Annotated in this window: 22 protein-coding genes and 2 pseudogenes; 8 read left to right on the top strand and 16 right to left on the bottom strand. The window is 73.5% G+C overall.

Annotated elements, in window-relative coordinates; all coding sequences use genetic code 11:
• Positions 1-476: 476 nt before the first annotated feature.
• The gene (locus tag AC07FV_RS22620; protein ID WP_479089127.1) at positions 477-1,934 is read left to right on the top strand and encodes a serine/threonine-protein kinase; all 1,458 of its coding nucleotides are present in this window, start codon (positions 477-479) and stop codon (positions 1,932-1,934) included.
• 82 nt (positions 1,935-2,016) lie between these two features.
• Here AC07FV_RS22620 and AC07FV_RS22615 read toward each other — a convergent pair whose 3' ends face one another.
• From AC07FV_RS22615 to AC07FV_RS22575, 9 genes and pseudogenes are all read right to left on the bottom strand, one after another.
• Positions 2,017-2,835 (bottom strand): TrmH family RNA methyltransferase, encoded by an 819-nt coding sequence (locus AC07FV_RS22615; RefSeq protein WP_479089126.1) that lies wholly within the window; start codon positions 2,833-2,835, stop codon positions 2,017-2,019.
• A 1-nt stretch (position 2,836) separates the two neighbouring features.
• Positions 2,837-4,069 (bottom strand): uroporphyrinogen-III C-methyltransferase, encoded by a 1,233-nt coding sequence (gene cobA, locus AC07FV_RS22610; RefSeq protein ID WP_479089125.1) that lies wholly within the window; start codon positions 4,067-4,069, stop codon positions 2,837-2,839.
• A gap of 175 nt (positions 4,070-4,244) precedes the next feature.
• The gene (gene cobT, locus AC07FV_RS22605; RefSeq protein ID WP_479089124.1) at positions 4,245-8,162 is read right to left on the bottom strand and encodes a nicotinate-nucleotide--dimethylbenzimidazole phosphoribosyltransferase; all 3,918 of its coding nucleotides are present in this window, start codon (positions 8,160-8,162) and stop codon (positions 4,245-4,247) included.
• A gap of 385 nt (positions 8,163-8,547) precedes the next feature.
• Positions 8,548-9,774 (bottom strand): precorrin-6y C5,15-methyltransferase (decarboxylating) subunit CbiE, encoded by a 1,227-nt coding sequence (gene cbiE, locus AC07FV_RS22600; RefSeq protein WP_479089123.1) that lies wholly within the window; start codon positions 9,772-9,774, stop codon positions 8,548-8,550.
• Between the two features lie 118 nt (positions 9,775-9,892).
• Entirely contained in the window at positions 9,893-10,531 is a 639-nt protein-coding gene (locus AC07FV_RS22595; RefSeq protein ID WP_479089122.1) for a GNAT family N-acetyltransferase, read from the bottom strand.
• 127 nt (positions 10,532-10,658) lie between these two features.
• A complete protein-coding gene (locus AC07FV_RS22590) occupies positions 10,659-11,486 on the bottom strand; it encodes a MetQ/NlpA family ABC transporter substrate-binding protein (protein ID WP_479089121.1) in 828 nt (275 codons plus the stop codon).
• A gap of 77 nt (positions 11,487-11,563) precedes the next feature.
• The gene (locus AC07FV_RS22585; RefSeq protein ID WP_391970289.1) at positions 11,564-12,301 is read right to left on the bottom strand and encodes a methionine ABC transporter permease; all 738 of its coding nucleotides are present in this window, start codon (positions 12,299-12,301) and stop codon (positions 11,564-11,566) included.
• On the bottom strand, positions 12,298-13,365 hold the full coding sequence (locus tag AC07FV_RS22580) for a methionine ABC transporter ATP-binding protein (RefSeq protein WP_479089120.1): 1,068 nt from the start codon (positions 13,363-13,365) through the stop codon (positions 12,298-12,300). Before AC07FV_RS22580 ends, AC07FV_RS22585 begins: the two co-directional genes overlap by 4 nt.
• Positions 13,366-13,783: 418 nt before the next feature.
• Positions 13,784-14,430, bottom strand: a pseudogene (locus AC07FV_RS22575) (HAD family hydrolase).
• 102 nt (positions 14,431-14,532) lie between these two features.
• Between AC07FV_RS22575 and AC07FV_RS22570 the strand changes: the two are divergent.
• A complete protein-coding gene (locus tag AC07FV_RS22570; protein WP_383646062.1) occupies positions 14,533-14,892 on the top strand; it encodes a hypothetical protein in 360 nt (119 codons plus the stop codon).
• A 1-nt stretch (position 14,893) separates the two neighbouring features.
• Positions 14,894-15,310 (top strand): hypothetical protein, encoded by a 417-nt coding sequence (locus tag AC07FV_RS22565; protein ID WP_479089119.1) that lies wholly within the window; start codon positions 14,894-14,896, stop codon positions 15,308-15,310.
• A gap of 27 nt (positions 15,311-15,337) precedes the next feature.
• On the opposite strand, the gene AC07FV_RS22560 is transcribed toward AC07FV_RS22565, so the two are convergent.
• The 3 genes from AC07FV_RS22560 to AC07FV_RS22550 all read right to left on the bottom strand — a co-directional run bounded on the left by AC07FV_RS22560 (position 15,338) and on the right by AC07FV_RS22550 (position 17,634).
• On the bottom strand, positions 15,338-15,832 hold the full coding sequence (locus AC07FV_RS22560; protein WP_479089118.1) for a GNAT family N-acetyltransferase: 495 nt from the start codon (positions 15,830-15,832) through the stop codon (positions 15,338-15,340).
• A 57-nt stretch (positions 15,833-15,889) separates the two neighbouring features.
• Complete coding sequence (locus tag AC07FV_RS22555) at positions 15,890-16,384, bottom strand: sigma-70 family RNA polymerase sigma factor (RefSeq protein ID WP_479089117.1); 495 nt, start codon at positions 16,382-16,384, stop codon at positions 15,890-15,892.
• A gap of 68 nt (positions 16,385-16,452) precedes the next feature.
• A complete protein-coding gene (locus AC07FV_RS22550; RefSeq protein WP_479089116.1) occupies positions 16,453-17,634 on the bottom strand; it encodes a glycerophosphodiester phosphodiesterase in 1,182 nt (393 codons plus the stop codon).
• A gap of 605 nt (positions 17,635-18,239) precedes the next feature.
• Here AC07FV_RS22550 and AC07FV_RS22545 point away from each other — a divergent pair.
• Entirely contained in the window at positions 18,240-18,911 is a 672-nt protein-coding gene (locus AC07FV_RS22545; protein WP_356605811.1) for a lysophospholipid acyltransferase family protein, read from the top strand.
• A 152-nt stretch (positions 18,912-19,063) separates the two neighbouring features.
• Here AC07FV_RS22545 and AC07FV_RS22540 read toward each other — a convergent pair whose 3' ends face one another.
• The 4 genes from AC07FV_RS22540 to argH form a co-directional block, all read right to left on the bottom strand.
• A complete protein-coding gene (locus AC07FV_RS22540; RefSeq protein WP_479089115.1) occupies positions 19,064-20,596 on the bottom strand; it encodes an MFS transporter in 1,533 nt (510 codons plus the stop codon).
• A gap of 2 nt (positions 20,597-20,598) precedes the next feature.
• A complete protein-coding gene (locus tag AC07FV_RS22535; RefSeq protein WP_479089114.1) occupies positions 20,599-21,144 on the bottom strand; it encodes a TetR/AcrR family transcriptional regulator in 546 nt (181 codons plus the stop codon).
• A gap of 82 nt (positions 21,145-21,226) precedes the next feature.
• A complete protein-coding gene (locus AC07FV_RS22530; protein ID WP_479089113.1) occupies positions 21,227-22,198 on the bottom strand; it encodes an aldo/keto reductase in 972 nt (323 codons plus the stop codon).
• Positions 22,199-22,288: 90 nt separating this feature from the next.
• Entirely contained in the window at positions 22,289-23,716 is a 1,428-nt protein-coding gene (argH, locus tag AC07FV_RS22525; RefSeq protein ID WP_479089112.1) for an argininosuccinate lyase, read from the bottom strand.
• 119 nt (positions 23,717-23,835) lie between these two features.
• Between argH and AC07FV_RS22520 the strand changes: the two genes are divergently transcribed.
• The 4 genes and pseudogenes from AC07FV_RS22520 to AC07FV_RS22505 form a co-directional block, all read left to right on the top strand.
• Entirely contained in the window at positions 23,836-24,423 is a 588-nt protein-coding gene (locus tag AC07FV_RS22520; RefSeq protein WP_479089111.1) for a pyridoxamine 5'-phosphate oxidase family protein, read from the top strand.
• Between the two features lie 3 nt (positions 24,424-24,426).
• On the top strand, positions 24,427-25,170 hold the full coding sequence (locus AC07FV_RS22515) for a L,D-transpeptidase family protein (protein ID WP_479089110.1): 744 nt from the start codon (positions 24,427-24,429) through the stop codon (positions 25,168-25,170).
• Positions 25,171-25,261: 91 nt separating this feature from the next.
• Positions 25,262-26,644 (top strand): ferredoxin reductase family protein, encoded by a 1,383-nt coding sequence (locus AC07FV_RS22510; protein WP_479089109.1) that lies wholly within the window; start codon positions 25,262-25,264, stop codon positions 26,642-26,644.
• Between the two features lie 27 nt (positions 26,645-26,671).
• Positions 26,672-26,995: pseudogene (locus AC07FV_RS22505) on the top strand (FMN-binding protein); the annotation flags it as partial.

The following is a 26,995-nucleotide window of genomic DNA, read 5'->3' as shown; positions in this document are numbered from 1 at the left end:
TCGTACCGATTGCCGGGCCTCCCGGAGGATGAGCCGCCTCCCGGGGCGTACTCCCCTGGGTGGAGACCGGGTGCCCCGCCTCGGGGTCTTCCCGGAGGGGGCGTCCTCGTGACGCGCCCCGGACCCGGCGTCCGGGCACCCGGCCCGTGACATCGCTCACTTCCGCCGTGCTCCGGCGGGCCCCTGACCTCGCTCGGCAGACGTCCTCGCGCGTCAGCGCGCCGTGGCCACCGGTCGGCCCCCGGACACCCCCCTCCCCCTCCGCACCCGCCCGCTCCCCCCGTCCAAACCCCCGTCCGCGCGCGCCGGTTGGGATCACCGGCGGGCCGGGGCCGGCTCGCTCACGTGTTCCCTGACCGCCCCTCAACTCTCCCACCCCGCACTGACAATCCGTTGCCCGCGGAGGGCGCGGCCTCTGCGCGCGGGCGGCCGTGGAAACGTAAGCTGGGGCTCGTCACAGGGACCGGGCAGCGGGGATGAACATGGCGATGATGCGCCTGAGGCGCGAGGACCCGCGCGTCGTCGGCTCGTTCAGGCTTCACAGACGGCTCGGCGCGGGTGGGATGGGCGTGGTCTACCTGGGCTCCGACAAGAAGGGGCAGCGGGTCGCGCTGAAGGTCATCCGGCCGGACCTGGCCGAGGACCAGGAGTTCCGCTCGCGGTTCGCCCGGGAGGTGTCGGCGGCCCGGCGCATCCGCGGTGGCTGCACGGCGCGGCTGGTCGCCGCCGACCTGGACGCCGACCGCCCCTGGTTCGCCACGCAGTACGTGCCCGGCCCCTCCCTGCACGACAAGGTCGTCGACGGGGGGCCGCTCGGCGCGGCGGACGTCGCCGCCGTGGGCGCTGCCCTGTCCGAGGGGCTGGTCGCCGTGCACGAGGCCGGGGTGGTGCACCGGGACCTGAAGCCGTCCAACATCCTGCTCTCCCCGAAGGGGCCGCGGATCATCGACTTCGGCATCGCCTGGGCGACGGGCGCCTCGACCCTCACGCACGTCGGCACCGCCGTCGGCTCCCCCGGGTTCCTCGCGCCCGAGCAGGTGCGCGGGGCGGCCGTCACTCCGGCCACGGACGTGTTCTCGCTCGGCGCCACGCTCGCCTACGCCTCGATGGGCGACTCACCGTTCGGGCACGGGAGTTCCGAGGTGATGCTGTACCGCGTGGTGCACGAGGAGGCGCAGCTGCACGGCGTCCCGGACGCCCTCGCTCCGCTGGTCCGGGCGTGTCTGGCCAAGGACCCCGAGGAACGCCCGAGCACGCTGCAACTGTCCCTGCGGCTCAAGGAGATCGCCGCCCGGGAGGCCCAGGGCCTGGCCGACGTACGGCCCCCCGCGCCGCGCAGCGCGGAGGCCGACCTGCCCACGGGGCGGCTCGCCGACACCTATCCGGAGCGTGCTCAGCGACGTCCGCAGAGCCGGCCGGGCGTGCAGGGCACGCCCGCCCCACGGAGCACGTCGGGATCCCGTGGGCCGGCGCCCGCACGCGGCGGCGCGCCCTCGCGCGGTGCCGATCCCTCCCGCGGCGGCACGCCCTCGCGGGGCGGGTCCGCCGCACGGGGCGGCGGCGCCCCGCGCGGGGGCAACGGTGCGGGCGCCCGCTCCGGAGGGCGGCCCACACCCGCCTCCCGCAGCAACACCGGCCGCAACACCTCCCGCCAGGACAGCGGGGGCCGGCCCACGCCGCGCGGCGGCCCCGGCCGTACGGCGCCGAGGCCGACCGGGACCCGCTGGCGGCGGCCCGCCAATCCGCGGCTGCTGCGGCAGCGTCTGTTCGTGTTCGTGGTCGTGACCCTGCTGGTCGCGCTGGGTATCGCCGCCGCGCAGGGTTGCCAGGGGCCGTCCAGGGGACTGGGCGACGACCGGGGCACTGTGCGGGCTCAGCAGGAGCGGGTCGACGAACACGGCGACACGCCCGGGTGGCACGCGGCCGGGCTCTGAGGGCCGGACCGGACCGTAAGGGGCGTTGTGGGGGCCCGGTGCACAGGGCGGACTCCCGCACCGCGACGGCCGGACCGCGGCCTCACTCCGGGGGTCGGCCCGCCGTCACCGCGTAGAAGGCGACCGCTGCCGCCGCTCCCACGTTCAGGGAGTCGACACCGTGGGACATGGGGATGCGGACCCACTCGTCGGACGCCGCCAGGGCCCGCCGGCTGAGTCCGTCGCCCTCGGCGCCCAGCATGAGCGCCACCCGGTCCATCCGGTGCGGGGCGACCTCGTCGAGAGCCTTGGCCCGCGCGTCGGGAGTGAGGGCGAGGAGCGCGAAGCCCGCCTCGCGGACCGCCTCCAGTCCGGCCGGCCAGGTGTCCAGGCGGGCGTACGGAACCGAGAAGACGGCGCCCATGGAGACCTTCACGCTGCGCCGGTACAGCGGGTCGGCGCAGTCCGGTGAGAGCAGGACGGCGTCCAGTCCGAGGGCGGCGGCGGAACGGAAGATCGCGCCGATGTTGGTGTGGTCGTTGACCGACTCCATGACGACGACGCGCCGGGTGGCCGTCAGGAGGTCGGACGCCGTCGGCAGCGGCTTGCGCCGCATCGAGGCGAGGGCGCCGCGGTGCACGTGGTAGCCGGTGACCTGCTCGGCGAGGGCCGGGTCGACGACGTACACCGGGGCGGGGGCCTCGTCGATGATGTCGCGCATCGTGTCGACCCACTTGGCGGAGAGCAGCATCGACCGCATCGCGTAGCCCGCTTCGCCGGCCCGTCGGATGACCTTCTCGCCCTCGGCGATGAAGAGGCCCTCGGCGGGCTCGCGGCGGCGGCGCAGTTCGACGTCGGTCAGGTTGGTGTAGTCGTGCAGGCGGGGGTCGGCGGGGTCGTCGATCGTGAGGAGTTCGCCCATGTCACACCGTCCCCTGCGGACCGACGCCGACGACCTCGCCGACGACGATGACGGCGGGTGGCTTGACCTCCTGCGCGACGACCGTGTCGGCGACCGTCGCGAGGGTGGCGTCGACCCGGCGCTGGGCGGCCGTGGTGCCCTCCTGGACGAGGGCGACCGGGGTCTCGGGGGACTTGCCGTGCGCGACGAGGGTCTCGGCGATGCGGCCGATCTTGTCGACGCCCATGAGGATCACGAGGGTGCCGGTCAGCTTGGCGAGGGACGGCCAGTCCACCAGGGAGCGCTCGTCGTCGGGGGCGACATGGCCGCTGACCACGGTGAACTCGTGGGCGACGCCCCGGTGGGTGACCGGGATGCCGGCCGCTCCGGGGACCGAGACGGAGCTGGAGATGCCGGGGACGACGGTGCACGGGATACCCGCTTCGGCCAGCGCCTGCGCCTCCTCCATCCCTCGTCCGAAGACGTACGGGTCGCCGCCCTTCAGCCGGACGACGGCCTTGCCCTGCTTGGCGTGCTCGATGAGCGCGTTGTTGATGGCCTCCTGGGCCATGAAACGGCCGTAGGGGATCTTCGCGGCGTCGATGACCTCCACGTGCGGCGGCAGCTCGGCGAGCAGGTCGCGCGGGCCGAGCCGGTCGGCGATGACGACGTCGGCCTCGGCGAGCAGGCGGCGGCCGCGAACGGTGATCAGGTCGGGGTCGCCCGGGCCGCCGCCGACGAGGGAGACCCCGGCGGTGCGGGTGCGGTGGTGCGGGGCGACGAGGGTGCCGTCGCGCAGGCCCTCCACGACCGCGTCCCGGATGGCGGCGGTGTGGCGGGGGTCGCGGCCGCGCGCGTCCGTGGTGAGCACGGCGACGGTGACGCCCTCGCTGTGACCGGTCGCCGGTGTCCACGCCGTGGCCTCGTCGGCGTCGTCGGAGCGGACGCACCAGACGCGGTGCCGCTCGGCCTCGGCGGAGGCGGCGGCGTTGGCCGTGGTGTCGCTGGTGGCGATCAGGGCGTACCAGGCGTCCGCGAGGTCGCCCTCGGTGTACGGGCGCCGCTCCCACGCGATTTCTCCCGCGTCCGCCATGGCCTCGACCGAGGGGGTCGCCGCGGGGGAGACGAGGCGGATGTCCGCGCCCGCCGCGATGAGGGCGGGCAGGCGACGCTGGGCGACCTGACCGCCACCGAGGACGACCACGCGACGGCCGGTGAGGCGGAGGCCTACGGGGTAGGCGGGGTGTTCGGCCATGAGGGTGGGCTCCTCGTCCTGGCGGTGCGGTGGGCGCTACGGCGGTGGAGCGGCCCTGACGTGGGGATACGTGCGGATTCTAGGAGACGTGCGGGGACGGCACGAGGTCGGTCCGGCGTACGGCGGGCCGGGGCGGCGACGGATCTCCGGTCGCGCCGCCCCTGTCCCGTCCCGGCTACTTCTCGGTGACGCCCGCGGAGTCGAACGTCGCCACCTCGTGCATCGCCCGCGCGGTGCTCTGCACCATCGGCAGGGCGAGCAGCGCGCCGGTACCCTCGCCGAGGCGGAGGTCGAGGTCGACCAGGGGGCGCAGGCCCAGCTTGTTGAGGGCGGCGACATGGCCGGGCTCGGCGCTGCGGTGACCCGCGATGCAGGCCGCGAGGACCTCGGGGGCGATGGCGCGGGCCACCAGGGCGGCGGCGCCGGCGCTGACGCCGTCCAGGAGCACCGGGGTGCGCAGGGAGGCGCCGCCGAGCAGCAGACCGACCATGGCGGCGTGCTCGAAGCCGCCGATCGCGGCGAGCACGCCGATGGGGTCGGCCGGGTCCGGCTGGTGCACTTCCAGGGCGCGGCGGACGACCTCGGTCTTGCGGGCCAGCGTCTCGTCGTTGATGCCGGTGCCGCGACCGGTGACCTCGGCCGGGTCCGCACCGGTGAAGACGGAGATCAGCGCGGCGGACGCGGTGGTGTTCGCGATGCCCATCTCACCGGTGAGCAGAGCCTTGTTGCCGGCCGCCACCAGGTCGCGGGCGGTCTCGATGCCGACCTCGATGGCCTGCTTGGCCTCCTCGCGGGTCATCGCGGGGCCGGTCGTCATGTCGGAGGTGCCCGCGCGGACCTTGCGGGGCAGCAGACCGGGGGTGGCGGGCAGGTCGGTGGCGACACCGACGTCCACGACGCACACCTCGGCGCCGACCTGGGTGGCGAAGGCGTTGCAGACCGCTCCCCCGCCGAGGAAGTTGGCCACCATCTGGGCGGTGACCTCCTGCGGCCAGGGGGTGACGCCCTGGGCGTGCACTCCGTGGTCGCCGGCGAAGACCGCGACGGCCGCGGGCTCCGGGATGGGCGGCGGGCACTGCCGGGACAGGCCGCAGAGCTGGGCGGAGATGATCTCCAGCATGCCGAGCGCGCCGGCCGGCTTGGTCATCCGCTTCTGCCGTTCCCAGGCCTCGCCGAGCGCCTTGGCGTCCAGCGGGCGGATCTGCGCGACGGTCTCGGCGAGCAGGTCGTGCGGCGCCTCGCCGGGCAGGGCGCGACGGCCGTACGTCTCCTCGTGCACCACCCAGGAGAGCGGGCGGCGCTTGGACCAGCCGGCCTGCATCAGCTCGGGCTCGTCCGGGAACTCGTCGACGTAGCCCACGCACAGGTAGGCGACGACGTCCAGGTGTTCGGGCAGGCCGAGGGCGCGGACCATCTCGCGCTCGTCGAAGAAGCTGACCCAGCCGACGCCGAGGCCCTCGGCGCGGGCGGCGAGCCAGAGGTTCTCGACCGCGAGGGCGGAGGAGTACGGGGCCATCTGCGGCTGGGTGTGCCGGCCCAGGGTGTGGCGGCCGCCGCGCGTCGGGTCGGCGGTGACGACGATGTTGACCGGGGTGTCGAGGATGGCCTCGATCTTCAGTTCCTTGAACTGCTTGGCCCGGCCCTTGGGGAGGGACTTGGCGTAGGCCTCGCGCTGACGCGTCGCCAGTTCGTGCATGGCCCGCCGGGTGTCGGCGGAGCGGATGACGACGAAGTCCCAGGGCTGCGAGTGGCCGACGGAGGGCGCGGTGTGGGCGGCCTCCAGGACGCGCAGCAGCACCTCGTGCGGGATGGGGTCGCCGCGGAAGCCGTTGCGGATGTCGCGGCGTTCCCGCATGACCTTCAGGACGGCCTCGCGTTCGGCGTCGGCGTAGGCGGGGGCCGCCGGGCCGGTGGACTGTCGTGCTTCCGCCGGTGCGGCCGTGCTCACGTGGTGCGGGTCTTCCTGGTCTGCGGGGACGTCCGGGCGCGGCTGCGCGGCCGGTTCGGGGCGGGCCGCGTCGTCTTCCTGGCCGGCGCCGCGGGTGTCGAGGTCGTCGGCGTTCTGGGCGACGTCGGGGTCGGCCTCGCGCGGAGCGGGGACCGGGGGCACCGAAGCGGGCGCCTGGGCCTCCGCCGGGAGGACGAGGCCCTCGGGCGGCGTCGGCGCGAGCTGCGGGGTCGTGGGCACCTGGCCGCCGGCGACGGGCACGAACCCGGTCTCCGACCGGTCGGCGTACGCGCCTTCGGGCCGCACCGCGTGCGCGGGCTGCTCCGCGTGCGCGGGCTGCTCAGGGTGAGGCTCCGGTTCGGCGGCCACCGACGAGGCGCCCTCCGTCTCCGCGGCTTCGGGCAGGGACCGGGGCCCCTGAGCCGGCTGCGGGTCGACCGGGTCGGGCTGGAGGACCGGCGCGACCGGGGCGGCGGGCTCGGCGGCAAGGGCAACGGGCTCGGTGGGCGGGGCGGCGGCCAGGACGTCCGGCGCGGTCCCCGCCTGCGGCGCGGGCTCGGCGACGGCCTCGGCGGGCGGCGCGGCGACGGGGAGGACGTCCGCCTGCGGGGCGACAGCCGGCGGCACGGCCTGCGCGTCCGGTTCCGGGTGCGTCGCCGTGGGCTGGACGTCCGGTCGGGGCGGCTCGGGCCGTGCGGCCTGCTCGGGTCGCGAAGGCGGTTCGGGCTGCGCGAACGGCTCCTGGTGTACGGGGGCCGGCTGCTCGGCGGAGACCGGCGCCTCCGGCATCTGCCGGGCCTCGGGGGCCGGTTCGGCCACCGCGTGCTCGGGGCCGGCCACCTCGGGCGACCGGGCGTCCTCAAGTGCGTCGGACGCGTCGGACGCGTCGGACGCCTGGGCGCCCGGCACCTCGGGAGCCTCGGGGACTTCGGCGAGGGAGGTTTCCTGCGGCTCATGCGTCACGGTCGGCTCGACGACCGCGACCGTCGCGAAGGGCTCGGTGACCTCGGACGCTTCGGGTTCCCCCGGCGCCGGCTGCTCGGCGACGACCTGGAGGGGCTCGGCGGGCTGAGCGTGCGGAACGGGCTGGACGGTGTCGTCGGCATCGGGCACGGGCGCCGCGTCCGGCTCGACCACCTGTACCGCCTCGACCTCGGGGACCGAGGGCGCGGTGACGGCCGGCTCGGCCGCGGGCGCCGGGGCTTCCGGCGGAACGGACCCCTCGCCGACCGCCGCTTCGGCGACCGCCTCCGGAGCACTGGCACCGGGGGCCGGGACCGACGAACCGTCCGGCACCTCGTCACCCGCCACCGCGTCGGCACCGTCGGAGGGTCCGGGCACAGCCGCGGGCACGGCGTCGGCCCGGACGTCGACGACGATCTCGGCGTTCGGCCCGGTCTCCTCGGCCGGCGCAGCAGGCTCGGCGGGTTCGGTGGGCTCGGCGGACTCGGCGGACTCGGCCGTCGTGCCCGGCTCCCCCGGCGCCCCGCCCGTCGCCGCCACGGCCTCCGTCGCCACGCGGGTCACGAGCGCCTGCGCGGCGCCCACCGGCTCACGCACCTGCTCCGGTACCGGAACAACCGTTTCCGCATGCATCGCCCCGGCGTCCGCCTGAGTCCCCGGCGTCTGCGGAGCCGCCTGCGCGGCCCAGGGCGCCGCACCTTGCGGGGGCATCGCGACGGCCTGCGGAACGTCGAGGTACTCGGGGCCGGCGGTCGGCGGTCCGGCGTGCCGTACCGGGACGTCGGCGGGGCCGCGGTCGGCGAGGGAACGGACCGGGCTCGCCGAGGTGTCGGGGATCGGCGGACCGAGGTGCAGCGGCCTGCGCGGCGGGACCGGGGCGGACGCGGACTCCTGTGCCGGATCGGGCAGACGGACACCGCTGAGGTCGACCGAGCCGCTGTCGCGGCCGGAGATCTCGTGCGGTCCCGGCTGGTGCACGGTCTCGACGACCGGCTCCGGCGCGGGCGGCGCGACCTCGTTGCCCCAGGCGCTCTGCGCTCCCGGCAACAGCAGGAGGTCCTCGTCCTCGGCGGTGGTCTCGGAGAGGTAGGTGTACGCGCCGGGTGCGGGGACGCCCGGCTGGTCCACCATGCCTGCGTTCTCCGGCAGCCCCTCGCCCGGGATCTCGCCGGTGTCGGTCATGCGTAACCCCTCGCCCATCGGTTAGTGCTTCTACGACCAGCTCGCCCGGGACGGCGCGCCGACCGCCCCACAGTGGAGAACGAGCGTGCGTGCCCAGCGGCACGAACGACCCGCCGGAAATGACGACAAAGCCACTGAGTGGCATTGTCGCGGTCGTTCCCCCGTCACGACAGCTCGATCCGCGACGGCCCGCTGTGGACTGCGCCACGTTGCGCGTCCCTCGGTTCTGCCGTACCACACCCCGCCCGGAACGGACGGGTTTTCAGTGACTTTGACCGACGAAGTGCCGGGTGTCCCAGTGAGGTACAACAATCCGCCAGCCTACCCCGCGAGGTATGACAACCCGATCACGGGGCGCGATCCGGACGGTCCCGCCCGGCACCGCTCAACGGGGCGCTTCGCGCCGCTGGATCTCCCCGCTGAGCAGGAACACAACGCTCCGCTCCGTCTCCGTCCAGGACTGCGTGTCGAGCCCGACGGACTGCAACAGGGCGCACTCGACCCGGTAGCCGTGCTCCTTCAGGTCCCTGCCCACGAGTTCGGCCGCGTCGCGGGTCGCGGCGTGCGCGACGATGCGCTGCGGTCGCCGGTCGGCGACGGCGGAGACCACGGCCGCTCCCCCGCCACCGACGCGGACGACGTCCGGCTCGGGGAGGTTCTCCAGGACGTGCGGGGCGGTGCCGTGCACGGTCTGGACCTGGACGCCGAAGTGCCGTGCCGCGGCCTCGGTCCGGGCGCAGGCGTCCGGGTCGCGGTCCACGGCGATGACGGCGGCGCCCCCGCGGGCGGCATCCGTGGCGAAGGCGCCGCCGCCGCAGCCGATGTCCCACACCAGGTCGCCGGGGCGGGGGCCGAGCCGGGCGAGTTGGGCGGTGCGGAGCAGGTCGCTCTCGCCCTCTCCCGGATCACCGCCGTACGCCCCGGCGGGCAGCGACCAGCCGCGCGGCCCGGCGGCGGGGTCGCGTCCGGCGATCCACCCGGCGCCGTCGGCCGCGGCGCCCGGCCCGAGCGCCCCGCCGACGACGATGACGACGTTCGGGTCGCGCCAGGTGTGGTCGGCGGCCTTCTCGGAGGTGACGACGGTTACCTGTTCGCGCGTGGTGCCGAGTTCCTCGCAGATGACGAAGGTGCGGTGGATGCCCTCCATCAGCAGACCGAGTTCGGCCGGTCCGGCCCCCGGAGAGGTGAGAACGGCGACCTTGGTGTGCGCTCGGCATACGTTCACCGCCCGTCGCAGGGTACGGGGGTGGGCGACGACCACATGGGCGTCGTCCCAGGGCATACCGGCGCGCGCGAAGGCGGTGGCCACGGAGGAGACCGCGGGGACGACTTCGACCTCGAGGCCGAACTCGGGAGCGCGCAGGGTGCGTACGACGCCGAAGAAGCCCGGGTCGCCGTCGGCAAGGACGACCGCCGTGCCGCGGTGGGCGGCGATACGGCGGGCGGCGAGGGCGGCGCTGCCGAGGCGGATGCGTTCGGCGGCGGGCGGCACCTCGGGAAGTGTCAGGTGGTGGGAGGCACCGGCCACCAGCGTGGCGGCTCCCAGTGCGGAGCGTGCCGCGGCGGTCAGTGGCGAACCGTCCCAGCCGATCACCGTGACCCGGTCGGCCATCGTCGTCAGTCTCCAGGTTTCGCAGGTCGTGTCGCGGAGCCGTTCGCGGGCGCGCCCCGTGAGGGTACCCGGTGCGGCCTCGGGACGGGGTCGTGCCGGGCTGTCGGGTCCCTGTGGATCAGTTCCAGTCCGTGAAGTTGGTGAAACCGTTCTCGTCCGCCAGTTGCCCGGCGGTGCCCTCGATGTCCTCCGGCAGCAGGCTCCACACGATGAAATCGGTGCGTACGTCCGTCCAGACGTCCCCGTCGGTACGGACGCGGGCTATGCAGGCGTTGCGCAGCACGCCCTCGCTGATGCAGCCGATCTTCTGCGCGACCTGCTGGGAGGCGGTGTTGTCGGCGGCGGTGCGCAGCTCGACGCGTTCGAACTTCTGGTCGCCGAAGAGCCATTGGGTGGTGGCGAGGGCCGCCTCCGAGGCGTAGCCCTCCCCCCGGGCCCAGGGGGCGACGATGTACGACAGTTCGGTCGACCGTACGTGCCAGTCGGTGTTGGTCAGCCGGACGGTGCCGACCAGGCGCTGGGTGAGGAACTCGGTGACGGCGAGGTCGAGCCCCCGGCCCGCCGCGCGTTCCGCGGGGACGTGCTCGGCGATCCAGGTGCGGGCGGTGCGCTCGGTGTAGGGCTGGGGCACGTGGGTCCAGGCGGCGACCTGCTCGTCGTTCATCATGGCGGTGAGGGCGGGGACGTCGTCCTCGTCGAGGGGGCGCAGCACCAACCGCTCCGTGCTGATGGAGATGTTGGGGAAGGTGCTCGTCATGCGCCGCTCCGTAACCTGTGGAACCGTCGGGGCCTACTCGAACTGCCCAGCATGCAGCATGTGAGCACGCGACCGCACCACGGGGTCCGCTCCGGTGGAGCGGACCCCGTGGTGTGCGGCGGGAGGATCAGAAGGTCGGGAGCACGGACCCGGCGTAGTTGTCCTCGATGAACTTCTTGACCTCGGGCGAGGTGAGGAGCTTCGCGAGCTTCTTCACGCGCGGGTCGTCCTCCTGGCCCTCCTTGACGACGAGGAGGTTGACGTTCGGGTTGTCCTCGGCGGACTCCAGGACGAGGGCGTCCTTCGCGGGCTTGAGGTCGGCCTCGAGGGCGTAGTTGCCGTTGATGACCGCCGCGTCGACGTCACCGAGGGAGCGCGGGGTCTGGGCCGCCTCCAGCTCCTTGAACTTCAGGTCCTTCGGGTTCTTGGTGATGTCGGCGGGGGTGGCCGAGTTGCCGACGCCGTCCTTGAGGGTGATCAGGCCCTCCGTGGCGAGCAGCTGGAGGGCGCGGGCCTCGGTGACGGTGTCGTTCGGAAGGGCGATGGTCGCGCCCTTCTTCAGGTCGCCGGCCTTGTCGGCCTTCTCCGAGTACAGGCCGAGCGGCTCCAGGTGCACGGAGACGACGGACTTCAGGTGGGTGCCGTTCTTCTTGTTGAAGTCCTCGAGGTAGGGCTCGGTCTGGAAGTAGTTGGCGCCCACCGAGCCGTCCTCCGTCGCCGTGTTCGGCGTGACGTAGTCGGTGAACTCCTTGACCTCCAGGTCGAGGCCCTCCTTCTCCGCCAGGTTGTCCTTGACGTAGTCGAGGATCTCGGCGTGCGGGACGGGCGTCGCGGCGACGACCAGCGGGCCGGAGGTGTCGGAGGCGGAGTCCTTGTCCGAGCCGCAGGCGGAGAGGCCGAGGGTGAGGGCTCCGGCGGCGAGGACAGCGGTGGTGATCTTGGCAGTGTTACGCACGAAAAGTGCCTTTCCTGAGGTGGTGCGACCCGTCACGGGTGGAACGGGGGGTCTGGGGGTGTGGTCCGGCGGCCGGGTCACGCCGCCTTGCTCACGTCGGCCGCCGCGGGCTCCTTGGCCCGGAGCAGCCGGAGCCGGGGCCCGGCGCCCCCGCGTCCGCCGCGGCGGTGCAGGGCGCGGGCCGCGGCGTCGCCGGCGAACTGGATGAGCGAGATGACGACGGCGAGCAGCGCGACGGTGATCCACATCAGGCCGGTCTCGAAGCGCTGGTAGCCGTAGCGGACGGCGAGGTCGCCGAGGCCGCCGCCGCCGACGGTGCCGGCCATGGCGGAGTAGCCGATGAGGGCGATGATCGTGGTGGTGGTGCTCGCGATCAGCGACGGGAGCGCCTCGGGGACCAGGACCTTGCGGACGACGGTCCAGGTGTTGCCGCCCATGGCCTGGACGGCCTCGACGAGACCGCCGTCGACCTCGCGGACGGCCGTCTCGACCAGCCGCGCGAAGAACGGGATGCCGCCGATGGCGAGCGGCACGATCGCGGCCTCGCTGCCGATCGTCGTGCCGGTGATCCAGCGGGTGAAGTTCATCAGGGCGACCATGAGGATGATGAACGGCAGCGAGCGGCCGATGTTCACGATCTGGCCGATGACCTTGTTCACCACGGTGTTCTGGAGCAGGCCGCCCTTGTCCGTCAGCACCAGCAGGATGCCCAGCGGCAGTCCGCCGACGACGGCGATCAGGGTCGACCAGCCGACCATGACCAGGGTCTCCTGACAGGCCTGCTCCAGCAGGGGCTGCATCTCGGACCAGGTCACTTGGCACCTTCCTTCACCAGCAGCGGCTGGTCCTCGTTCACCGTGTCGCCGTTCGCCGTGTCGTCGTTCACCACGTCGATCTGGAGGCCCTGTTCGCGCAGGAAGCCGACGGGTACGACGTTGTCCTCGTAGCGGCCGGGCAGTTCGATGCGCATCCGGCCGACCTGGAGGCCGCCGACGGTGTCGATGGCGGCGCCGAGGATCGAGATGTCGATGTTGTAGGTGCGGGAGAGCTGGGAGATGACGGGCTGGGTGGCGGCCTCGCCGTGGAAGGTGACGTCCAGGACGGTGCGGTCGTCCGCGGACGCCTCGCCGCCCACCGGGAAGAGCGCGGCGGCCAGCTCGGAGCCCGGGGTGGCGAGCAGGTCGCCGACGGTGCCGGACTCCACGATCCGGCCCCGGTCCATGAGGGCGGCCGAGTCGCAGACGCGCTTGACGACGTCCATCTCGTGGGTGATGAGCAGGACGGTCAGACCGAGCTGCTGGTTGAGGTCGCGCAGCAGCTGGAGGATGGAGCGGGTGGTCTCCGGGTCGAGGGCGCTGGTCGCCTCGTCGGAGAGCAGGACCTTGGGGTCGCCGGCCAGGGCGCGGGCGATGCCGACGCGCTGCTTCTGACCGCCGGAGAGCTGGGCCGGGTAGGCCTTGGCCTTGTCGGCGAGACCGACGAGGTCGAGCAGCTCCAGTGCCTTGCGGGAACGTTCCTGCCCGGACTTGCCGAGGATCTCCAGCGGCAGCTCCACGTTGTCCTGCACGGTCCGGGTGGAGAGCAGGTTGAAGTGCTGGAAGACCATGCCGATCCGGCTGCGGGCCTCCCGCAGTTCCCGGCCGGCGCGCGGGCCGCGGCCGGCGAGCGCGGTGAGGTCCTGGCCCGCGACGGTGACCGTGCCGGCGGTGGGGCGCTCCAGGAGGTTGACGCAGCGGATGAGCGAGGACTTGCCGGCGCCGGACTGGCCGATGACGCCGTACACCTCTCCCTCGCGGACGTGCAGGTCGACGCCGTCCAGGGCGGTGACCTCGCGGCCGCGGGAGCGGTAGACCTTCGTGAGGCCCGATGTGGTGATCACGTGGGTTTCCGTCACTGTCGAGTGCGCGGCGCGGTGGTGGGTGCCGGCACGGGGCGTTGTTCTGCGGAGTTCTGGGGGTCCATCGGAACGCGGCACGGTTCTCGCGGTGGCGATGCGCGGTGGTGAGCCGGGGAGAAACGTGTGCGCGGGGCGTGGCTCAGCCGGGTGCGGGGAACGCGGTGGCGGCCGTGAGCGGGCGCTCGCTTCGGGGCGCGAGGCTCAGGTGGTGCAGGGGCCCTCTAGAAGGCGCACATTCGACACATACAACGAGCACCGGGCGTCATCGTCGCCTCGGTCGCAGGGGTGCGGTCGCTCGTCGTGCTCATGCGATCAGTAAAGCAGACGGGCGGTCCCGACCGGACGCCGCTGTCCGGATGCTGGACAACGGTGGACGGTGAGCGGACGCGCCGGGCGCGGTTCAGTTCCGTACGGAGATGTCGATTCCGCCGCCGTTGACCAGTACCGACAGGGCCGACAGGTCGGGGACCACGAGATCGGCGTCGAGCTCGTCGGCGCGGTGGGTTGTGGCCAACGCCACGGTGGTCATGCCGGCGGCGCGGCCCGCCTGGAGCCCGGCCGGGGCGTCCTCGAAGACGACGCAGGCGGGTCCACGCCGAGGGCGCGGGCGCCGAGCAGATAGGGCTCGGGGTCGGGCTTGCCGCGGGTGATGTCGTCCGCGGCGACCAGCGTCTTGGGGAGGATGCCGACGGCGCCGAGCCGGGCCTCGGCGAGCCGCCGGGTGGCGGAGGTGACGACGGCCCAGCGGTCGGCGGGCAGCGCGGCGAGGAAGTCCCGCGTGCCGGGCAGCAGGTGCACGCCGCCGTTCGGCACGTCCTCGACCTCCAGCTGCTCGATCCGCGCGACGGCCTGCGGCACCACGTCGGCGGGGAGCAGGTCGGCGGCTATCTCCGCGGCCGGCCGCCCGTGCAGCTCGACCCGCCCGAACCGCTCCGCCGTGATCCCGTACTCGCCGGCCCACCGCGTCCAGCAGCGGCGCACGGAGTCGAGGGTGGAGACGAGGGTGCCGTCGTTGTCGAACAGGAGGGCCTGGGCGTGGAGGTGCATGCCCTCGACCCTACGGTGACGCCGGGTGACGCCCGGCCCCGCCCCCACGCCGGGGCGGGGCCGGGCGCGGCGAGGCTTTTGGGGCGTAATAGGGTCGCTGCCATGCTTGACGTCCTGACGCTGGTGACCGGCGTCGCCGCGCTGCTGCTCGCCGCCTGGTGCGGCTGGGCCGCCTACCGTGACCAGCCGACGAAGGACTGGCACTTCATCGGCATGGCCGTGGTCACCCTGCTGGCGCTGATCCAGCTGGTGGTCGGGATCGTGCTCCTGGCGCGGGGCGAGGAGCCGGAACAGGGCACGACGATCTTCGTGGCCTATCTGCTGGGCGCCTTCGCGTGCGTGCCGGCGGCGGGCTTCATGTCGCTGGCCGAGCGCACCCGCTGGGGCTCGGTGACGGTCGCCGCGGGCGGGATCGTCCTCGCCGTCCTCCAGGTGCGGCTGTACGACATCTGGGGAGGCTGACATGGCGGCGACGGAGCGGCGGCAGGACGGGAAGCGGCTGATCGGCGGGCCCGGCATCCTGCTGGTGTGGCTGTACGGGGTGATGGTCGTCGGCGCCGTGTCGCGGTCCGCGTACCAGATCGCGACCGAGTTCGACCGGGCCCCGCTCCCCTACACGCTGTCGGCGATCGCGGGTGTCGTCTACGGCTTCATCACGTACACCCTGGTGCGCGGCGGCGAGACGGCCCGCCGGGTGGCGCTGGTGTGCTGCGCCGCGGAGCTGGTGGGTGTGCTCGCGGTCGGCACCTGGACGCTGGTGGAGCCGTCCGCCTTCCCCGACGCGACGGTGTGGTCGGACTTCGGGATGGGGTACCTGTTCATCCCGGTGCTCCTGCCCCTGTCGGCCCTGTTCTGGCTGCGCCGGGCCCGCGCCGCGTAGCGACCGGGCCCGGTCACGGCCGGTGGCTCAGGCCGTCGTCACGTACGCGCCGGCCGGCTTCTCCAGGATGATCATGGGAATGCCGTCCGCGCCCTGCGCGGTCCCGACCGTCTCGTAGCCGACCCGCCGGTACAGCCGCAGGTTGCTCTCGCTGCGCCCGGTGTGCAGGCGGAAGCGCTTGGCGCCCCGCTCCCCGGCGAGTGCCGACTCGGCCGCGCGCAGCAGCCGGGCACCGATGCCGTGCCCCTGGAGTCGGGGGTGGACGCACAACGTACCGATGGACGCGGCCCCGTCCTCGGTCACCCTGCCGCGCACCGAGCCGACGACCTCGTCGCCGAGCCGCGCGACGAAGACGCAGTCGGCCTCGACCTCCTCGCGCACGGAGTCGAGGGTCTGGACGAGCGGGTCGATGCGGTAGTTGCCGTGCCGGGCTGCCTCGCCCTGGAAGCAGAGGTACTGAAGCCGGAAGATCTGCTCGGCCTCCTGCTCGGTCGCCGCCGAGATGGTCACGCTCATGCCCATGTGCGCATGCCTCCCGCTCACCTGATCAGTTGTGGTCCCCCACTCCTATCCCCGTCCTCAGCGGGCCGCAACCTCCGGCGCCAGCAGTCGTCGCAGACATCCGAGACATCTGGAACGTTCCGGACCGATGCTGCCCTGTGAGATACCCAACTCGCCCGCGATCTCCCGGTAGGTGAGGTCCCTGGGCGACAACAGGGCCTCCAGCAGCCGGGGGCAGCGGCCGGGCAGTCGGCGCACGGCCTCGCGCAGGGCTCGTTGGCGGGCCGCGCCGAGCGCGAGCTGCTCGGGCTCCTGCTCGGCGGCGACGGCGGGTTCGGTCGCGTAGGGGCGTTCGTCGCGGCGGGTGCGGCGGGTGCGGCGGGCCTCGCTGCGGACGGCGCTGCGCAGCCAGCGGTGGGGGTCGGGGGGCGGTCCGTCGGCCTCCAGGCGTTCCAGGAGGCGCAGCCATACCGCCTGTTCGAGGTCGCCGGCTTCGGCCCCGGAGGCATGTGCCTCGGCCGAGGCCTCGGCGGTGAGCAGGGGACGCAGGGCGGCGACCAGGTCGACTGTCATACGCAGGTCGACGCGGCCGCCCGGGCGGCGGGTTGCCCGGACGGCCGAGACTCACCCCAACCGGGGTCTCAGGCGTGACCGTTGACGAAGTCCTCGCGGGCCAGGACGCCGGTGTCCGGGTGGTCGGTGAAGACACCGTCGATGCCGGTCGCGAAGTAGGTCCGGAAAGCGGCGAAGACGTCGCCGTAGGCGTCGGGGCCGGCGCCCCTGCGGAAGTCCGCGGGGAGGAAGGGGTTCTCGTTGCGCAGCGTGTACGGGTGCAGGATCAGGCCCGCCCGGTGCGCGTCGCGGACGAGCGTGGTCGGCTCGGTGAGCCGGCCGGCGGAGTCCTTCGGGATGATCAGGTCGAGGGTCGGACCGATGCCCTGCGCGTAGCCGGCGATCTCCTTCAGGCCCCTCGGCGTGACGAGGTCGGCCGTCGTGCGCGGGTCGCCGGTCTTCACGAAGTCCCAGGGCCGGCTGTTCGCGCCGGACAGCAGGACGGCGAGGGGGTTGCCGACGAGCCGGTTCATCCGCTGGATGCTGGTGGGCTCGAAGGACTGGATGATGACGGGCGAGTTCTTGCCGTCCTTGCCGTACTTGCGCAGCAGCCGTGCGAGGCGCTCCTCGGTGCCGAGACCCAGCTCGCGGAAGTAGGTGGGGTGCTTCAGCTCGGGGTAGATCCACACCTGCTTGCCGCGCCTGCGGGTCTGCTCGTTCTGCCAGCGCAGCACCTCCTCGAAGGTGGGGATCTCCCAGCGGCCGTCGTAGAGGGTGTTGTGCGGGCGGTTGGCGGGGATGCGTTCGGTCGCGCGCAGCGTCTTGAGTTCGGCGAGCGTGAAGTCCTCGGTGAACCAGCCGGTGGTGGAGACGCCGTCGAGCAGCTTGGTGCGCTTGCGGTCGGCGAACTCGGGGTGGTCGGCGACGTCCGTGGTGCCGCCGATCTCCGGCTCGTGCCGGCAGACGAGGTGACCGTCCTTGGTGGGGACCAGGTCTCCGGCCTCGACGATGTCGGCGCCCATGTCGAGGGCGAGGTCGTAGGCGCCGAAGGTGTGCTCGGGCCGGTATCCGCTGGCGCCGCGGTGACCGATGACGGTCGGGACCGGCAGGCTCTTCACGCCGCCGCCGTGACCGCCGCCGTGCCGGGGGCCGGCGGCTCTCGCCGTGCCGGACAGGCCGAGTACGGCTCCGCCCGCGCCGAGCACGGCCGCTCCGAGGAGCGCCCTGCGTCCGGTGCCGCCCGTCCGCTCGTCCGACTCCTGCGTTCCCATGGGGCTCTCCTGCCGTCGACCGTCAGTGCGGGCCGATCGTAGGGGCGCGTACATGACCAACGGGAGACCGCGGCCGGAACACGCGGGTGCGTGGGGATGTCGTATGGGCGTGGAGGTACCGGTGGGGCGCGATGTCTGACGTCTCGTCGGCTTCGGGACGGGGTGGCGGGGTACGCGGTCGGTGGCCGCGGCCGTCGGGGCGCCACCGGACGGGCCGTGGCCGGAGAAGGGGTCGGCGGCCCGGCTCCGGCGGCGCGCCTCGCGCAGTCCGCGCGTCGCGTGTGTTTCGATCCGGGCCGTGCGCGGACCCCCGGTGGACCGGCGACGCCGGTCCCCGCGGACCGGGACGGTGACGGTGACGGCGGCATGACGACACGGAGCACGGTGGGAGAGACGAGGGCCGGCGCGGGACTCCGCGCCCGCGGACGCGACCTGCCTCACACTCCCGTTGCCGTGTCGCGCCCGCCCGACGCCGTCGCACCGCAGGTGAACGCACGTCAACACCGTGTAAGACCCGCATGACCCGACGTGCGCGACCCCCTCGGCCGCGAGTAATGTCCTCACCTGCACAGACACATACCGCATCCCCGACACCGGAGGACCCGTTGTCCCGCTTCGCGCTCATCAAGGCAGTGCTCGGACCGATCATGCGCCTGATGTTCCGCCCACGGGTGGAGGGTGTGGAGAACATCCCGGGCGACGGCCCGGTGATCCTGGCCGGCAACCACCTCACCTTCATCGACTCGATGATCCTCCCGCTCGTCTGCGACCGGCAGGTCTTCTTCATCGGCAAGGACGAGTACGTCACCGGCAAGGGCTTCAAGGGCCGGCTGATGGCCTGGTTCTTCACCGGCGTCGGCATGATCCCGGTGGACCGCGACGGTGGCCGGGGCGGTGTCGCGGCGCTCATGACCGGGCGCCGGGTGCTGGACGAGGGGCGGGTCTTCGGCATCTACCCCGAGGGCACCCGCTCCCCCGACGGCCGCCTCTACCGGGGCCGCACCGGCATCGCCCGCCTCACGCTGATGACCGGCGCCCCCGTGGTGCCGTTCGCCATGATCGGCACCGACAAGCTCCAGCCGGGCGGCGCGGGTCTGCCCCGGCCGGGCAGGGTCACGGTCCGCTTCGGCGAGGCGATGGAGTTCTCCCGCTACGAGGGGATGGACCGCGACCGCTACGTCCTGCGGGCCGTCACCGACTCCGTGATGACCGAGGTCATGCAGCTGTCCGGCCAGGAGTACGTGGACATGTACGCGAGCAAGGCCAAGGCGGCGTAGGCCGCGCGGCGCGGTGACGGAGAACGGCGGGCCGCTCGGTGAGCGGCCCGCCGTTCGTGCGCGCCGCTTTGTCAGCGGCCCGCCGTTCGTGCGCGGTGATCGTCGGGCGGGCCGCGGCCGGAGAGACGGTCCGGAGCGCGGCCCGGGGAGGGCTACGGGTGTTCCACCCCGTCCTCCAGGCGCTGGCCGCGCAGCAGGAACCAGGAGGCCGCCGCGGCGGCCAGGAGGACGGCCGCGCCCACGCCCGTGGCGAGGGTCAGGCCGTCGACGAAGGCCTGGCGGGCGGCGTCCAGCAGGGCGTCCGCCGAGGGGGCGGGGAGGCCGGACGCGATCTCCACGGCGCCGCCCAGCGACTCGTGGGCCGCCTCCGGCGTGCCGGCCGGGCCGGAGAAGTCGCGGTAGACGCCGGTCACGATCGAGCCGAGCACCGCGATACCGAGGGCGGCACCGAGTTCGTAAGCCGTCTCGGAGACCGCCGAGGCGGAGCCCGCCTGCTCCCCCGGCACGCTGGAAAGGATCACGTCGGCGGTGACGGTGAACGAGAATCCGGCGCCGACGCCGACGACGAGCAGGGCCGCGCCCAGCAGGGGGTAGCCGGTGTGCTGGCCGACGAAGCTCAGCGCGGCGAGCGAGAGGCCGACGGCGGCGAGGCCACCGGAGACCACGGCGCGGACCGAGAAGCGCCGGGCAGCCCGCCCGGCGAGCAGACCCGCCACCACGGCGCCGACGGCCGCCGGCAGTTCGGCCAGCCCCGCCTCGAACGGACGCCTGCCCTGGACCAGTTGCAGGTACTGGGAGAGGAAGAACACCACGCCGGAGAGCCCGAGGATGGTCAGCAGGTCGGCCAGGACCGCGCCACTGAAGCCGCGGCTGCGGAACAGCCGCATGTCGAGCAGCGGGACCGGCATGGTCAGCTGGCGGCGGACGAAGCCGTACAGGGCGGCGGCGCCCAGCAGGCCCGCGGCGAGCGTGGCCCAGGCGAAGCCGTGCGCGGCGGCCTCCTTCACGGCGTAGACGACACCGACCATGCCGACCAGGGAGAGGACGACGCTGACCATGTCCCAGGGGCCCGGGTTCGGGTTGCGGGACTCGGGAAGCAGCTTGACGCCGACGACGACCAGGACGGCCATCACGGGCAGATTGATCAGGAAGACCGAGCCCCACCAGAAGTGCTCCAGCAGGAACCCGCCGACGACCGGGCCGACCGCGGCGCCGGCCGAGGCCGCAGCGCCCCAGATGCCGACGGCGAGGCTGCGTTCGCGCGGGTCGTGGAAGAGGTTGCGGATCAGCGCGAGGGTGGCGGGCATCAGGGTGGCACCCGCGACGCCGAGCAGGGCCCGGGCGACGATCATCAGCTCGGGCGAGGACGCGTAGGCGTTGAGCACCGACACCGCGCCGAAGGCCGTGGCGCCGATGAGCAGGATGCGCTTGCGTCCGATGCGGTCGCCGAGGCTGCCCATGGAGACGAGCAGACCGGCGATGACGAAGGAGTAGACGTCGCCTATCCAGAGCAACTGCGTGCTGGAGGGCGCCAGGTCCTCGCTGATGTAGGGGGTCGCGAGACCGAGGACGGTCGCGTCGACGGCCACCAGCAGCACGGCCAGGACGAGGACGGCCAGCGCGAGCCAGCGGCCGGGGCGCTTCACCGCCTCGGTGGTCTGCGCCGACTGCAGGGTGCGGGTCATGTTCACTCTCTCCGAAGTGCGCCGCCGAGCAGCAGCTCGACGATCATGTGGGTGAAGTCGTTGCGGGCCACGCGGCCCTCGGCCACGGCCCAGGCGCCGGCCCCGAGCAGCCCGTAGAGGGCCTCGGTGAGCCAGGCCGGGGACAGGTCGATGCGGAACTCGCCGTCCTCCTGGCCGCGGCGGAAGACCGCGGCCATCCGGGCGTCGATGCGGGTCCAGCCCTCGTTCTGCTCCTCGCCCTCGAACAGCTGGTTCTCGGTGTAGAGGAAGCCCAGCAGGCCGGCGGCCGGTTCGATCTCGCGCACCAGCCGGCGCACCGCGTCGGCCGCCGGCCCCTCGTCCAGACGGGCGGCGTCCAGGGCGGCCTCGCACTCGGCGATGCCGAGCGACTCCAGCGCGCGGACGAGGGCGTCGCGGCCCGCGAAGTGCCGGTGCAGCGTGGCCCGGCTGAGGCCGGCGGCTCTGGCGACCTCGTCCATGGTCGCGGTGGCTTTGCGGGTCAGCAGGGCCGCGGCGCTGCGCAGTACCTGTTCTCGGTCAACGGCCATGAGACAACGATAACCCATGTGAGACACACATGTCTCACTCTGGTGGTGCGTGACTCACCTCTTCGGGCGGGCGGCGCCGCGGCTAGTGCCAGGGGAGCTGTCCGCGCCGCCCCCAGTAGGCTTCCGGCGCCTCGACCAGCGCACCGAGTCGCGCCACCTGGTCGTCGTCCAGGTCGACCACGGCGGCGTGCAGGTTGGAGCCGAGCTGGTTGACGGTCGCGGCTCCGGAGAGGACGACGCCGGCCCAGGGCTGCCGGAGGACCAGCGCGAGGGCGACCGCGTCGCAGCCCAGGGTGGTCTCCTCCGCCACGGCCTTCAGCGCGGCGGGCGCGTGGGGTTCCGCGAGGCGGCCGTTGGCCATGCCCTCCTTGACGATCACGGTCAGCCCCGCCTCGTGGGCCTCGGCCAGCGCGGGCCCGGCGGAGGTCTCCAGCACGTTGTACGTCGACTGCACGGTACGGAAGAGGGGCTCGCCGTCGACGGTCACGGCGAGCGCGGCCCTGATGGCGTCCGCCTGGGCGGGACCGCTGGTGGAGAAGCCCACGGTGACACCGCGCGCGGCGGCCTCGGCCAGCTTCGCGTGCAGGTCCTTGTCGGTCAGCGCCGGGCTGTCGGGGGTCAGCGAGTGGATCTGGTAGAGGTCGAGCCGGTCGCCGAGCAGGGCGTCCGTCTCGCCCCACTGGCGCTCGTACGTGGCGACGCCGTGGTCCTTGACCTCGTGCCGCTCGGCCTCGGCCGACCAGTCGGCGGTGTACGTGTAGCCCCACTTGCTGCCGACGACCACGTCGTCGATGTCGGGGCGGTCCCGCAGCCAGCCGGCCAGGAACTCCTCCGAGCGCCCGTAGGAGCGGGCCGCGTCGACGTACCGCACGCCCTGCGCGTAGGCCGCGTCGAGGAGGTCGTGGGTCCGCTCGCGCATCGCCTCGACGCTGCGGTCGGGCGGCAGGTCCCGGTCGCGTCCGAGGGTGATGTAGCCGGGGCGGCCGACGGCGGCGAGGCCCAGCCCGAGGTGGGAGGTGGGGGTCGTCGCGGCGGCGAGGCGGGCGAAGGGCATCGCGGGCTCCGTTCGGTCGGCTGCCGGCTCGGTCCACTGCCGGCAGCTGATGACCAACGTAACCGCGATGCCCTCCGGTCACACGGGCGGCTACCGCTTCGCGTCCGCCCACGCGTGCTGCGCGGCCACGTCCGCCTTCACCTCGGCGAGCTGGACGGCGACCGCACCGGGCGCGGTCCCGCCGCGGCCGTTGCGGGAGGCGAGGGCCCCGGGGACGTCGAGGACGGTGCGCACCTCGGGGGTGAGGTGGGCGGAGATCTTCGCGAACTGCTCGTCCGTCAGCTCGTCCAGCTCCTTGCCCTCGGCCTCGGCGGCCTTCACGCACTCGCCGGCCACCTCGTGCGCGACCCGGAAGGGCACGCCCTGCCGGACCAGCCACTCGGCGATGTCCGTGGCGAGCGAGAAGCCGGCCGGGGCCAGCTCCTCCATCCGCTCGCGGTGCACGGTGAGGGTGGCCATCATCCCGGTGAAGGCGGGGAGCAGGATCTCCAGCTGGTCGATGGAGTCGAAGACCGGCTCCTTGTCCTCCTGGAGGTCGCGGTTGTAGGCGAGCGGGAGGGCCTTGAGGGTGGCCATCAGGCCGGTCAGGTTGCCGATGAGGCGGCCCGACTTGCCCCGGGCCAGCTCGGCGATGTCCGGGTTCTTCTTCTGCGGCATGATCGACGAACCGGTGGAGAAGGCGTCGTGCAGGGTCACGAAGGAGAACTCCTTCGTGTTCCAGATGATGATCTCCTCGGCGATCCGGGAGACGTTGACGCCGATCATCGCGGTGATGAAGGCGAACTCCGCGACGAAGTCGCGGGAGGCCGTGCCGTCGATGGAGTTGCCGGCGCTGCCGCGCTCGAAGCCGAGGTCCGCGGCGACCGCCTCCGGGTCCAGGCCGAGGCTGCTGCCCGCGAGCGCCCCGGAGCCGTACGGCGAGACGGCCGTGCGCTCGTCCCACTGCCGCAGCCGCTCGGCGTCCCGGCCGAGGGCCTGGACGTGGGCGAGGACGTGGTGGGCGAAGAGCACCGGCTGGGCGTGCTGGAGGTGGGTGCGGCCGGGCATCGCCACGTCCGGGTGGGCCTCGGCGAGGCCGACCAGCGCGTCCTGGAGGTCGGCGATCAGACCGCCCACGGTCCGGGCGTGGTCGCGCAGGTACATGCGGAAGAGGGTCGCCACCTGGTCGTTGCGCGAGCGGCCGGCGCGGAGCTTGCCGCCGAGGTCCGGGCCGAGGCGCTCCAGCAGGCCGCGCTCCAGGGCGGTGTGCACGTCCTCGTCGGCGATGGTGCCGACGAAGGAACCGTCGGCGACGTCCGCCTCCAGCCGGTCCAGTCCCTCGATCATCCGGCTCAGTTCGTCCTCGGTGAGCAGGCCCGCCTTGTGCAGCACGCGCGCGTGGGCGCGCGAGCCGGCGATGTCGTAGGGCGCGAGCCGCCAGTCGAAGTGGACGGACGCGGACAGCTTGGCCAGGGCCTCGGCGGGACCGTCGGCGAAACGCCCGCCCCAGAGCCGTACGTCACCGCTGTTGCTGCTCACCTGTGTCGCTCCTCACCGTACGAACGCTTGCTGTGCATGAGTATGCAGAGGTCTGCATGTTTCGTCAATCTCGCCGGTGGCCGGGACGGGACGGACCCTTCTCCGGATAATCGTTAGACATGGGAAAGACTTACGCACGCATAGACGGCAGACTCCGCTCCTTCATCGAGGCGCAGCCCGTCTTCTTCACAGCCACCGCCCCCCTGTCGGGCGACGGCACGGTCAATCTCTCCCCCAAGGGCCTCACCGGCAGTTTCGCGGTGCTCGACGACCTCACCGTGGCCTACCTCGACTTCGCCGGCTCCAATGCCGAGACCGTCGCCCACCTGCGTGAGAACGGGCGGATCACCCTCATGTGGTGCGCCTTCCAGGGCCCGCCGAACATCGTCCGGGTGCACGGCCGCGGCGAGCCGGTCTTCCGCGACGACCCCCGCTTCCCGGAGCTGCTCGGCCACTTCCCGGACATCGACACCTCCGCGCACGGGCTGCGCGCCGTCATCGTCGTGACCGCCGAACTCGTCCGCGACACCTGCGGGTACGCCGTCCCCTTCATGGCCTACGAGGCGGACCGCGACCTGCACGGCAAGCGGTTCGCCCGGGAGGACGACGCCTCGCTCAGCGAGTACTTCGCCAAGAAGGAGCACGTGGCGACCAGCCTGGACGGCCTTCCTGGGCTGCCGTTGCCGCTGCCCCCCTCTACCGTCTGAGCCATGCGCCCCGGTGTCGTCGCCGCCCTCCTGTCCGCCTCGCTCCTCGCCCCCGGCGTCCCCGGTGTCTCCGGTGTCTCCGGTGCCGCGCCCGCCGGCGGGTCCGGGGCCCGGCCGCTCCCGGCCCGGATGGCGGACACGGGCGGCGGCACCCAGCTGATCACCGCGGTCGCGCCGGGCCCCGGCTCGACCACGGGCCGGGTCACCTGGTGGGACCGCAGGGGCGCCGGGGGCGGGCGATGGGTGAAGGCCGGGTCCGCGCCCGCCCGCTTCGGCGCCAACGGGCTGACCGACGGGGCGACGCGCACCCAGGGCACGAACACGACCCCGACCGGGCTGTACGACCTGCCGTACGCCTTCGGAATCCGGGCGGCGCCGCGCGGAACGGCGTACCGGTACCGGACGGTGGGCGCGGACTCCTGGTGGTGCCAGGACAACGACGCGCGCGCCTACAACCGCTGGACCCAGCCGCGCCCCGCCGACTGCCGCGCCACCGAGGCCGAGCACCTGATCACCTACTCGGCGCAGTACGCGCACGCCCTGGTCGTCGGCTTCAACTACGAGCGCCCGGTGCGCGGACGCGGCGCGGGCATCTTCCTGCACGTGAACGGGGAGGGGGCGACCGCCGGCTGCGTGTCGGTGCCCGCGGAGGCGATGCGGCGCATCCTTCGGTGGGCCGACCCGGCGGCCGCGCCGCACATCGCGATCGGGACCTCGGGCGGGACGACGGCGATCACGCGCTACTGAACGGCGGCACGAGTACCGCGACGGCGTGAACGCTCGGCCGGCGCGGCGCGTACCTGTGGGCCAAGGGCCACGTCCCCCGGAGGAACCCACCGTGACCACCACGCTCGCCGGCGGCCGTGCCGCACGCCGTCAGACGATGCGGCGCATCCGTCCGCGCCGCTCCCCCGCCGTCCCCCTGCTGCTCGCCGTGTGGGCGGGCGCGGCGGGCGTGTTGTGGCTGTGGTGGCGCAACACGCCCGCCATCTCCGACGACGCCGGCCGGATCATGAACGCCGGCCGGATCACCGGACTGCTCGCCGGGTACCTGATGGCACTGGTGGTGCTCCAGATGGCCCGTGTACCGGCCCTGGAGCGGCGGGTGGGATCCGACCGGGTCGCCCGCTGGCACGCCATGACCGGCCGCTACACCCTCTGCCTGGTCCTCGCGCACATCTTCCTGATCATGTGGGGGTACGCCGTCCAGTCCGGCCGGGGCATCGGCGGCATCGCCCTGCAGACGGTCGACTCCGTGACCCGGCTCCCGGACCTGGGCAAGGCCGCCATCGGCACCGGCCTGCTGGTGCTGATCGGACTGTCGTCCGTGGGCTCCGTGCGCCGCCGCATCCCGTACGAGGCCTGGTACCACGTGCATCTGCTCACCTACGTGGCCGTGTTCCTGGTCTTCTGGCACCAGCTGACCACCGGCAACGACTTCGCCGTCGAGCCGGTCGCCAAGACCGTCTGGTACGCGCTGTACGGGTCGGTGACCGCGCTCGTGCTCTGGTACCGCTTCCTGACCCCGCTGCGGCTCAACCTGCGGCACCGGATGCGGGTCGAGGCGGTCATCGAGGAGACGCCCGGCATCGTGTCGGTGCTGATCGGCGGGCGCCGCCTGCACCGGATGGGCGCGGAGGCCGGGCAGTTCTTCCGCTGGCGGTTCCGGGCGCCGGGGATGCGGTTCAGCTCCCACCCGTACTCGCTGTCGGCGGCGCCGCGCCCGGACATGCTGCGGATCACCGTGAAGGCGATCGGCGACCACAGCGCCCGGCTGCGGGAACTGGAGCCCGGGACCCGGGTGTGGGCGGAGGGCCCGTACGGCGCCCTGACCGCCCAGCGCCGCAGCCGGGGCAAGGTGCTGCTGGTGGCGGGCGGGGTGGGGATCACGCCGATGCGGGCGCTGTTCGAGACGCTGCCCGGCGCGTCCGGGGACATCACCCTGCTCTACCGGGCCAACAGCACCCAGGACCTGGCGCTGTGGGACGAACTGGCCGGGATCGCCGACGAGCGGGGGGCACGGCTGATGTACGCGGTCAACAGCCCGGACGGGGAGCGTCCGGACATCTCCGCGGAGACCCTCAGCCGCAAGATCCCCGACGTCGAACGCCACGACGTCTTCCTGTGCGGGCCGCCCGGCTTCGCCCAGTCGGTGTACGAGGCACTGCGCGGTGCGGGTGTCCCCGCCCGCCGTATCCACCACGAGTCGTTCGAGATGTGAGCGACGGACGTCAGGAGTCCAGGACAGATGAGGAAGAGCCACCCCGTCCGGCGTGCCGTGCTCGCCGGTGCGGCGACCGTGTCCGGGATCGTGCTGCTGCTGGCGCTGAAACCGGCGTCCGACCCGGGCGCCGCCTCGGCGGCGGGCGGTGCCCCGCCGGCGGCCGCGCAGTCCCCGCAGGGCGGCCGGGGCGCGGGGTCCGGCACGGTCACGGGCGACGCGGTCCGCACCGAGTACGGGCCCGTGCAGGTCCGGGTCACCGTCAGCGGCGGGCGCGTCACCGCGGCGGAGGCCGTGCAGGCACCCCAGGGCGGACGCAGCGACCAGGTCACCGCCGACGCCGTACCCCGC

This window comes from Streptomyces sp. NPDC045956, assembly GCF_056430705.1.
The sequence above is the reverse complement of the archived record's forward strand: the minus strand, read 5'-3'. Positions and strand labels throughout refer to the sequence as shown.

What these genes read in the sequence shown, in the direction of transcription:
- AC07FV_RS22520 (WP_479089111.1), top strand. Translation starts at nt 23,836, where the DNA reads ATGGGAAAGACTTACGCACGCATAGACGGCAGACTCCGCTCCTTCATC.
- AC07FV_RS22560 (WP_479089118.1), bottom strand. Translation starts at nt 15,832, where the DNA reads ATGGGCATGAGCGTGACCATCTCGGCGGCGACCGAGCAGGAGGCCGAG.
- cbiE (WP_479089123.1), bottom strand. Translation starts at nt 9,774, where the DNA reads ATGGCCGACCGGGTCACGGTGATCGGCTGGGACGGTTCGCCACTGACC.
- AC07FV_RS22540 (WP_479089115.1), bottom strand. Translation starts at nt 20,596, where the DNA reads ATGACCCGCACCCTGCAGTCGGCGCAGACCACCGAGGCGGTGAAGCGC.
- AC07FV_RS22620 (WP_479089127.1), top strand. Translation starts at nt 477, where the DNA reads ATGAACATGGCGATGATGCGCCTGAGGCGCGAGGACCCGCGCGTCGTC.
- AC07FV_RS22550 (WP_479089116.1), bottom strand. Translation starts at nt 17,634, where the DNA reads ATGGGAACGCAGGAGTCGGACGAGCGGACGGGCGGCACCGGACGCAGG.
- AC07FV_RS22535 (WP_479089114.1), bottom strand. Translation starts at nt 21,144, where the DNA reads ATGGCCGTTGACCGAGAACAGGTACTGCGCAGCGCCGCGGCCCTGCTG.
- cobA (WP_479089125.1), bottom strand. Translation starts at nt 4,069, where the DNA reads ATGGCCGAACACCCCGCCTACCCCGTAGGCCTCCGCCTCACCGGCCGT.
- AC07FV_RS22530 (WP_479089113.1), bottom strand. Translation starts at nt 22,198, where the DNA reads ATGCCCTTCGCCCGCCTCGCCGCCGCGACGACCCCCACCTCCCACCTC.
- AC07FV_RS22570 (WP_383646062.1), top strand. Translation starts at nt 14,533, where the DNA reads ATGCTTGACGTCCTGACGCTGGTGACCGGCGTCGCCGCGCTGCTGCTC.
- AC07FV_RS22595 (WP_479089122.1), bottom strand. Translation starts at nt 10,531, where the DNA reads ATGACGAGCACCTTCCCCAACATCTCCATCAGCACGGAGCGGTTGGTG.
- AC07FV_RS22615 (WP_479089126.1), bottom strand. Translation starts at nt 2,835, where the DNA reads ATGGGCGAACTCCTCACGATCGACGACCCCGCCGACCCCCGCCTGCAC.
- AC07FV_RS22565 (WP_479089119.1), top strand. Translation starts at nt 14,894, where the DNA reads ATGGCGGCGACGGAGCGGCGGCAGGACGGGAAGCGGCTGATCGGCGGG.
- AC07FV_RS22555 (WP_479089117.1), bottom strand. Translation starts at nt 16,384, where the DNA reads ATGACAGTCGACCTGGTCGCCGCCCTGCGTCCCCTGCTCACCGCCGAG.
- AC07FV_RS22515 (WP_479089110.1), top strand. Translation starts at nt 24,427, where the DNA reads ATGCGCCCCGGTGTCGTCGCCGCCCTCCTGTCCGCCTCGCTCCTCGCC.
- cobT (WP_479089124.1), bottom strand. Translation starts at nt 8,162, where the DNA reads ATGACCGACACCGGCGAGATCCCGGGCGAGGGGCTGCCGGAGAACGCA.